This window comes from Prevotella corporis DSM 18810 = JCM 8529, assembly GCF_000430525.1.
Classification (GTDB): domain Bacteria; phylum Bacteroidota; class Bacteroidia; order Bacteroidales; family Bacteroidaceae; genus Prevotella; species Prevotella corporis.
In genome coordinates, this window is the sequence record NZ_AUME01000065.1 from 1 (window position 1) to 9,455 (window position 9,455).

5 protein-coding genes and 4 pseudogenes are annotated in these 9,455 nt (G+C 42.7%); 5 read left to right on the plus strand and 4 right to left on the minus strand.

The genetic code is table 11. The annotated features are described in order from the left end of the window. The 3 genes and pseudogenes from H515_RS14955 to H515_RS0109995 form a co-directional block, all read right to left on the minus strand. Nucleotides 1–283: pseudogene (locus tag H515_RS14955) on the minus strand (hypothetical protein); the annotation flags it as partial. 164 nt (nucleotides 284–447) lie between these two features. Then, nucleotides 448–1,395: pseudogene (locus H515_RS13370) on the minus strand (DNA topoisomerase); the annotation flags it as partial. A 310-nt stretch (nucleotides 1,396–1,705) separates the two neighbouring features. Next, nucleotides 1,706–3,106, minus strand: a complete 1,401-nt coding sequence (locus H515_RS0109995; protein WP_028901905.1) for a DUF3945 domain-containing protein — start codon at nucleotides 3,104–3,106, stop codon at nucleotides 1,706–1,708. A gap of 473 nt (nucleotides 3,107–3,579) precedes the next feature. Between H515_RS0109995 and istA the strand changes: the two genes are divergently transcribed. The 5 genes and pseudogenes from istA to H515_RS14210 form a co-directional block, all read left to right on the plus strand. Beyond that, on the plus strand, nucleotides 3,580–5,124 hold the full coding sequence (istA, locus tag H515_RS0110000; protein ID WP_081410159.1) for an IS21 family transposase: 1,545 nt from the start codon (nucleotides 3,580–3,582) through the stop codon (nucleotides 5,122–5,124). Nucleotides 5,125–5,138: 14 nt separating this feature from the next. After that, complete coding sequence (istB, locus tag H515_RS0110005; RefSeq protein ID WP_025877962.1) at nucleotides 5,139–5,879, plus strand: IS21-like element helper ATPase IstB; 741 nt, start codon at nucleotides 5,139–5,141, stop codon at nucleotides 5,877–5,879. A 220-nt stretch (nucleotides 5,880–6,099) separates the two neighbouring features. Next, nucleotides 6,100–8,043: a heavy metal translocating P-type ATPase gene (locus tag H515_RS0110010; RefSeq protein ID WP_025877959.1), complete on the plus strand. Its 1,944-nt coding sequence runs from the start codon at nucleotides 6,100–6,102 to the stop codon at nucleotides 8,041–8,043. Between the two features lie 173 nt (nucleotides 8,044–8,216). Next, nucleotides 8,217–8,930, plus strand: a pseudogene (locus tag H515_RS15110) (RteC domain-containing protein). 32 nt (nucleotides 8,931–8,962) lie between these two features. After that, a pseudogene (locus tag H515_RS14210) lies at nucleotides 8,963–9,112 on the plus strand (arsenate reductase/protein-tyrosine-phosphatase family protein); the annotation flags it as partial. A 15-nt stretch (nucleotides 9,113–9,127) separates the two neighbouring features. On the opposite strand, the gene H515_RS0110020 reads toward H515_RS14210, so the two are convergent. Beyond that, on the minus strand, nucleotides 9,128–9,455 hold a 328-nt coding region (locus H515_RS0110020), incomplete at its 5' end, for a transposase (RefSeq protein WP_028901906.1).

A 9,455-nucleotide genomic window follows, 5' to 3' on the forward strand; every position in this document is an offset into this window, starting at 1 on the left:
TTATGTCAAGGGGGCTGAAATTGGTAAAATCAACGTTGTCTTCATAAGCATGAACGTTTAAGTTGTTTTTTCCTAAGCGCAAATATAGGTTATTCTTCTTTAATTTGCAAGGAATTGCACAGAAAAATTTTATTTTTAACACGCAAAAGGATGATGAAGACAATAAAAAGGAAGTTTTTAACAGCAAATTCACGATGAGATGGGCTTTGGGCATAAAACGGCAATTCAAGTGCGGAAAAATGAAACGGACTGATAAAAAAGTGTGGCTTTCTCTTGTTTTCATCGAAAATAAAGACTACCTTTGCAACGTTAGGTAAGTGGTCTTTGAGACATTGCAGAATAAAGAAGGGGAAAGAAACTCGCTCGTTTCCAAATCGTAACCCTTTTCTTCTTTATTCGGTGTTATTCTATTGATTATCTGAAAGATATAAAATTCTGAAATCTTTTGCGGGGATAGGTCGTGATTTTCTTCTCATAGAGGCTCTGGGCTATTGAGAGGGTTTTGTCTGCTGAAAAGCCGTGGCGTCTGTTGGCTTCCTTCTGCAAGGCAGTAAGGTCGTACAAGAGTGGTGGTGACGTATGTCCCACCTTTCTTGCGACCGATTCAACCGTAAGCTGGCTCTGACTGCGAAGCGCAGCAAGAGCAGTCTGTGCCAATGCTTCACTCTCATAGTCAGTACAGCCAACGGATTCCAGCAACAAGCCCTCTTTCTCCATGAGTGCAGAGTGTTTCCAATAAGGAACGGAAGAAAAATCACGATTTTCTATGTACCGACGGCAGACCATAGCAAGGGTAGGAGTCTGTACCCGTCCCAAGGAATAGCCCCCTTTGCGGGCGATGGACAATGCACGGCTGGCATTGATACCCATGAGCCAGTCGGCTTCGCTTCTTGCCTTGGCGGAATAATAGAGATTGTCGTAATGGCTTCCCGGCTTAAGATTGGAAAGTCCTTCACGAATGGCTTTGTCCGTCAATGATGAAATCCAAAGACGGTCGAAAGGCTTTCTGCAACCAAGATGTTGATAGATGTAGCGAAAGATGAGTTCACCCTCACGTCCTGCATCGGTGGCTACGATGATGCGGTCTGCTTTGTCAAAGCAGGAGCGTATCACTTTGAGCTGTTTAAGCGCTGCTGGATCGGATATATACTCCTTGTCCTTACGCACTTGTCGTACAACTAACAGGAAAGGATTGGGACGGATGGGCAGATCTTCGGATTTGTAGGCAGAAAAGCCGTAGGCTTCAGGCATGGCGAGGGTGATGAGATGTCCCATCGCCCATGTAACCACATAGTCATTACCTTCCAAATATCCGTCTTGTCTGGTATTAGCATCTACGATACGGGCAATATCTCTGGCGACCGAGGGTTTCTCGGCAATAATACATATATTCATTTGTTTTTATAATTTTAATTTGTAACTTTGCACCAATATATTTTCTGCACTTTGTGGGGAATATCATCAGGCTTTGGTATAATCAGTCATATGCTGCCTTTATTGATAAGTTTTACAGCAGATTGCTTGACAATCTTAAGTTTTACCAGAAAGGAGAAACAGTCTATGAATTCAAATTATATTATATTGGCTCTTGGGGTTGTGGCAGATAAAGACCTTTGTACATAAAGATGATATATTCCTAATACATATAGTGATTAACCCCGCTGCCGCCACATACAGAGACTCGCAAAAGCGAGTCTCTTGTTTTTTACATCTTACGACCACGGCGCTGCTGTTTCTTCTCGTTTTGCTTCTGCTTTTGGTCGGCAGTGGGCTCAGTCTGCCCTGTCTTCAATGGCTCGTTCACTTTTTTGGTGGCTTCGTTGGTTTTGCCGTCATTATTGACCGCTACCTGTGTCTTGTGTTCTTCGGCAACTGCCACAACCTTTTCCTTGCCTGCATCTTGCTTCTTGTCCGGGTTCCATTTATAGAAACGAGGGCGGTTCTGCTCTTTGTCCATACGGACGTAGGCATTGAAGGAGTTTCCCTCCTTATCCACCATATTCTTCAAATAGAGCGTGCGACCACTGTCCAAGGCTTCGCGTTGCTTGTCGGAAAGTTCCAATCCACAGAGCTTACGGGGTGCGCCCTGCTGCTGTGTCTGCTGTTGGCGTTCCTTGAACCCACGGTTGCCATCGAAGATGAACTCAATGCCCTTTCGCTCGGCATTGACTTGCAGGGTGGCGCTAAAGGACTTGCCGCTCTTGGCAGTCATGCCCTCCACCTTTACGGCTTTGCCCTCCACGAGATCCTTGTACTGCTCGTCGGAAAGCGTAACGCCCTTGATTTCCTTGGGGATGTTCACCCGGTCGGCACGCAGGGCGATAAGTTCGTTGGTCTGCGGGTCAATGGAAACGTAGGCGGAAAAAGGCTCACCGTTCTTGGGTGTTACCTCGATGGTCTTGCTGAGGTTGCCCGTAGTGAGTAGTTGCTCCTTCTCTTCGGGCGAGAACTTGTAGCCCATATAGGGGAAATCAAGTTGTGGCTCCTTGCGCAAAGGATGGATAGCCAGCCCGATGTTGCCCTCACCGTCCGTGCGGAAAGCAAGGCGGGCATCGGTATAGATGGTGGTATCGCCCATCGGGATGGCAATCGTCATGAGATTGCTCTTCTGCCAGTTGAGCATATTTGTGAGTTCTCCGCTCTGCTCCAACTGATCACGGGAAAGACCGAGACGGTCAAGCTGCTTCCAATCCACTTCTTCCGGGTCAATGGCTGTGGTGTTCTTCTGCCGGGGCAGATAGTCCTCAAAGGGTATGCCAATCTCTGCCAGCTGCTGCTTGCTATCGGGCTTCTCACGACTTTGGAGCAGGGTGCGCAGGTTGCCCACGCCCTGCTCCACATTGCTTGCCACGACCTTGTACAGCCCGAAACGGGTAGGCTCGTTGAACTGACGGAGGAAATTCTTCATGAAGTTCTCCAGGAGTCCCTCCTTGCTGTTGAACTTCAGAAACGCCGCTTGATTGGCGGCGGTAGCTTCGGTTGTTTGGAGGTTGCCCTTGTCGTCGATACCGGAAACTACGGAAAGTTTTCCTGTTTCCTTTTCGTTCTTTACCTCTGTGCGGTCTTCCAAGACTAGCACATAGTTGTCATTGTTGTTTGATTCCATTGCTTGATAATTTTAATGATGAATACTCTTATCAAGCCGCTAAATTATAGGTATATAAAGAGATAAAAAAGTTTTCGGGAAAAGTGGGAAATAAGGGGAATTTATGTGAAATAATTATTTGTATTCTGTAATATCATTACTTATATTTAAGGAAAAACTAAAATGTCCCTTTGCAACGTAGTATATAATTGCCATAAAAAGAAATTCCCCATTTATCACATTGGATAAGTGGGGAATATTTTTGTTGTGCATCGTTTAATTCAGACACTTTCTAATGATTTCATTGGAAATAATCGAACAAAGTGGTCCCCTCTGGCTCATTGAAAGTGGTCCACAAGTAATCGTTGAAAGTGGTCCGGTGGAATCGTGACACTGGTCCATGTGTTTTTTATCATTTAGCTTGTTGTATTTGAAGTGACTGGTTTAACTTTATCTGTAAATTATTTTCTAATCGTTAATAACTACAGATAACTATGCCTAATCATTCAATCGTCATGAACAAATTGCGACAAGTATTCTGTCTTAGTAAGGCTGGTTATGGCTCTCGTGCCATCGCTAACACACTAGGTATGTCCCGAACAACAGTAAGGAAGTACCTTGAGATTTATAACCGTAGTAAACTCTCTATGGAAGAACTTCTTTCCATGTCTGATGGAGAGTTATGTGATTTATTTGGGCTTTCTCCCACATCCTCTGTTTACCCAAGACTTGAGATGCTTTCTCCTTTACTGCCGGATTATGCCAAGCGTTTAAAGAAGCGTGGCATGACTAGGAAGATTTTGTATCATGAGTACAAGGAAAAGTATCCTGATGGTTATTCTTACTGCTGCTTCAATCGTTTTTTACGGGCATATATGGACCAAGGGAAAACCATTATGCACATAGAACATAAGGCCGGCGAGAAGATGTATGTTGATTTTGCAGGGGATAAGCAGTATTTGATAGATCCGGTATCGGGCAAGAAGAAGTATGCAGAGTTTTTTGTTGCCATATTACCATGTAGCCAACTTACCTATGCGGAAGTAGTGATGAGCCAAAGTAAGGATGACCTTATTATGGCGTGCAGACATGCCTTGGAGTTCTTTGGAGGTGTGCCTACGATGATAGTTCCTGATAATCTTAAATCTGCCGTTAAGCGTCCTAACAGATATGAGGCCGTTATCAATGATGACTTCGAAGCTTTTGCCTCTCACTACGGAGCCGTTGTCATGCCGGCTCGTGTAAGAAGACCTAAGGACAAGGCGCTTGTTGAGGATGCCGTGAAACTGTGCTATGCAAAGATCTATCCTCTGCTTGAAGATAAAGATAGACAGAGTCTTGAGGCGTTGAACAAGGCAATATGGTCTGCATTGGATCTACACAATGGCACTGTGCTCACCGGTAGGACTTATAGCAGAAGAGAGCAGTTTGAGGACATAGAGAAGGCTATGCTGAAGCCACTTCCTTTAGTACCCTACGAACTGCATCATCGACTCACTCTAACCGTGCAGCGTAATGGCTATATCCGCCTACAGGGTCATTACTACAGTGTGCCACATGTCCATGTGGGAAAGAAGGTTACCGTCTTTTACACCTCACAAACCGTTGAGGTTTACCTATACTATAAGCTTATAGCCAAACACCAAAGAAGTTACGATGGCTTCGGTTATACCACTGATAAGGAACATCTTCCCAAAGGTCAGCAAGTAATCTTTGAGGATGATCCAAGTCCATATCTAAAGAAGGCAGAGGAAATCGATATTACTATAAAGACATACCTTGAGCGGGTTATTGATGGGAAGAAACTCCTCTTACAAGCCTGTAAGTCATGCAAAGGAATACTATCCCTTGCTGATAGAGTAGGAACGGACAGACTCGTTGCAGCCTGCAAGTATGCAGCAACCTTGGGATTATACAATTATCAGATCATCTGCGAAACGCTCAAGAATGGAATGGATCGTGTGCAGGAGAACGATATGAATGAGCCACCTACCACACCACTTCATAAGAATATCAGAGGAAGAGAGTATTATAACTAAAAAGAAACAAGATTATGTCAATGAATGAAGAAACACTCAGCCGTATGCAGCGTATGCGCTTGCTGGGCATGCATGCAGCCTTCAAGGCCTCACAGGAAAATTTTACGTTAGATAAGATGACCAACGATGAGTTTATATCCTGGCTCATCACCAACGAATGGGATGACAGATGTAACAGAACCATCGATCGGCTTATCAAAACAGCCAGCTTCAGATATGAGGCGTCGCTTGAACATATCGACTACAATATGGATAGAGGACTGGACCGTAATCTGATGGAGAGACTTGCAAACCTTGGATTCTTGGCAGAAGCAAGAAACATCTTTTTTGTAGGAAGTACAGGGACGGGAAAAAGTTATATCGCTACTGCTCTTGGCTATAAAGCCTGTCAAAAAGGACACAAGGTGCTCTATGCCAACACGGCAAGACTCATGGCACAACTCAAAATGGCAAAGACAAAGGGAACTATACTGCAGGAACTCAAGAAAATAGAGCGAACAGAGCTGCTAATACTTGATGACTTCGGACTGCAGCCTTTTGATGCTACGGCAAGAACACATCTCATGGATATTATTGAAGATAGGCATGGGAAAAAATCTACAATCATTGCCTCGCAGATACCGGTGGGAGCATGGTACGATGCCATTGATGATAAAACTGTTGCGGATGCCATCATGGACAGAATAGTACATAATGCCATCAGGATTGAACTCAAAGGAGAATCTATGAGAAAAATAATAGCAAATAATAAGTAATTTACTTGGAATGTAAAGTATTTATAACTATTTTTGCAATGAAAATATAATAAATAACGGCATTAAAAGTAAGCCTGAAACGAAAATATTAAACAGGTTTTGAATGAAAAAATGCGCAGCAACTCTATAGGGCCAATTTGAATGAGCACATAGGGCCAATTTGAACGATTTTTTCCAATATAGGTAAACCGTATAGATATAATCGTAAAACAAAATAGTTATGGGAAATTGCAATGATGGGAATTGTGTTGTTGACAAAAACAAACAGGAAATGGAAACCTCGCAGAAAAGAAGTTACATCCGGACAGCTATATCCTTTGTGATGCTGATTGCAGGCATTATCTTCTCCGCTTCCGGACTATCGTTCTTTGCTGATAAGTGGATTCAACTTGCTTGGTATATCATCGCTTACATTCCGGTAGGCTTACCAGTAATGAAGGAGGCATGGGAAGCCATTCGGCAGAAAGACGTATTCAGCGAATTTACTTTAATGAGCATCGCTACCATCGGGGCGTTCTTTATCGGAGAATACCCCGAAGGCGTTGCCGTGATGTTGTTCTATGCCGTAGGCGAACTCTTTCAGGAAGCAGCAATACACCGTGCCAAACGGAGCATCAGCGCCCTGCTTGATATCCGTCCGGAAACAGCTACTGTTATCAGGATGGATAAAACAGAAACCGTATCGGCAGCAAGTGTAAATGTGGGAGATATTGTAGAAGTTAAGGTGGGAGAACGTGTACCACTGGACGGTGTGATGCTGAATGAATCGGCATCGTTCAATACTTCTGCCCTGACAGGCGAGAGCGTTCCCCGAACCATTCGCAGGAATGAAGAGGTATTTGCCGGAATGATACTTACCGACAGCGTTTCGCGAATAAAGATTACCAAGTCTTTCGGTATGAGTGCTCTGGCACGCATTCTCGACCTTGTGCAGAATGCTACCGAGAAAAAAGCTCCGGCAGAACAGTTCATCCGAAAGTTTGCACGCATTTATACCCCGATAGTGGTGGCATTGGCTGCGCTTATCGTGTTGGCACCACTGGTATACTCTGCTATTAATCCGGCGTTCAACTTTGTTCTGTACGATTGGGTATATCGTGGATTGGTATTCCTTGTTATATCCTGCCCTTGTGCATTGGTTATCAGCATTCCATTGGGTTATTTTGGTGGTATCGGAGCGGCAAGCCGGAACGGAATACTATTTAAAGGAAGTAACTATCTGGAAGCTATCACCAAAGTAAATACGGTGGTGATGGACAAGACCGGAACGCTGACACAGGGAGTTTTCAAAGTGCAAAAGATAATTCCGGCAAATCATTTGCTCGAAACTGATCTTGTGAACTTGATAGCTTCGATTGAAACGCAAAGCACGCATCCCATAGCGAAAGCCATTGTAGAATATGCCAAAGAACAGAATATCGAAGTAATTAAGCCGGATGTTGTCAACGAAATCGCAGGCCACGGCTTACAGGCTTCTATCAATGGTAAAGTTGTTCTGGTAGGCAATCCGAAATTGCTGATAAAGAATAACGTAGAGTTTCCACTGGAATTAGCTACCATACCCGAAACGATTGTCGTATGTGCAATCGATGGTACGTATGCCGGATATATTCTGGTAGCGGATGCTCCGAAAGAGGATGCAGCCACAGCCGTGAATGCTTTACACGAGTTGGGTATCAAAAATATTGTAATGTTGTCAGGAGATAAACAGGCCATCGTTTCACAGCTTGCCACAGAATTGAATATCATGCAGGCGCATGGTGATCTGCTACCCGAAGGAAAAGTGGAATATGTAGAGCAGTTGAAATCCGAGCCGGGTAATAACATTGCCTTTGTGGGTGACGGGATAAACGATGCTCCTGTTCTTGCCATGAGCAATGTAGGCATTGCGATGGGTGGACTGGGTAGCGACGTTGCCATAGAAACGGCAGATGTCATTATACAGACAGACCAACCGATCCGGATAGCAACGGCTATAACAATAGGTAAAGCTACACGCCGGATTGTTATACAAAATATAAGTCTGGCTTTTGGTGTAAAACTAATTGTATTGATTCTGGGTGCAGGAGGTATTGCAACCCTATGGGAAGCGGTATTTGCTGATGTTGGAGTATCGTTATTAGCAATATTGAACGCTATTAAGATTTTAAAAATGAAATTTTAATTGTGCCCTGTTGGGGTTTGTACCTAAAATATAGCCTTATGAATAAACATGTCAATACTATAATCGAAAAAGTGAATGTTCAACTTGAAGCCATTGAGCTGGTAGAAGAACCATCTCTGAGGAAAGCTAAAAAAGCAGTTCTGTTGCTAAAAGGAATTATGCAACAACTAAAGATGAAACTGAACGATTATAAGTTCAAAAATGATGAGGAAGAAATATGTTTTTTTAAAGAGTACAAACCCCAACTTTTCAGTAAATTAATCTATTTTTCGGAGATTTATAAAATAGAAACTAAGCGACCGACCGGAAGTGATACGGCACAGAAAAATTATATTATAAAGGAATTAGACAGAATAAAAGATTATTTTGATAAAAATTTAGATTTTTACCAGTATTACAGGACAGAGAAAACTCACCTTGATCGTTATTATTTCCTTAGGGTAGAGCCCGATATTGAGTTGAATGTCGATTGTTTCTACTTTGAAAGAGACAATAATTTTTCTACCAGTTTTGATTACAAGGTTTCTAAAATATTAGCTAATGAGATGCTCCGCATTTATCTCAATGCTTAATTAAAAAAACTTGAAAAGCATCCTGAAAACGAAATGGATAATTCAAAATTTCCCCGTATAAAACACACTTGGACAGGAACTAAAACAGAACTTGTCGAATTGATTTATGCTATATATGCAAAAGGAAGCATTGATTATGGAAATATTGATATTAAAGAATTGATAGATTATTTCTGTAATGTTTTTAATACCGATGCCGGAGAGTTTTACCGCATTTATTTGAATATCCGAAACCGGAAAGACAGCCGGACATTATACCTTGATTCATTGAGAGATAACCTTATCAAGAAAATGAATGATGACGATAACAGGTAAAATATCAGGTGGTCAATAGAAAAATAATAGAAATGGCTACTAAACACTTCTCATTATCAGGAAATAGCTGCCGCAGCCAAATGGCACATGGCTTTTTGCAATCATTTGACAATAAACTGGATGTCTTTTCAGCAGGAACAAAACCTGCTGAAAAGGTTAATCCGATGGCGGTAAAGGTTATGGGGCTCAGTAGAAAATCAATGGGGATAGGCATATAGTTTTGCAATTCTGAATAAAAAGAACTTCTTGTCTGCCACTCCTCTTAGATTGGCTCGGAAAAGTTTAATTTTGGCATTGAACGATTCTGCCATGGCATTCGAAGATCTGTTGTTATAGAAGTTCAATATCTCATCATAATGCTCGTAGAATGTGGCAGCAATCACATTGAATGAATGGAAGTCTGCCTCTTCAACTTTATTGTACCACCGTGCCATGGAGAGCCTGGCTGCATCCTTGATGGTGTTCTTGGCGAAGATTATGCGCAGTGAGTGGCACAGTCCGTATGCCTTTTGGATGTCCGGATAT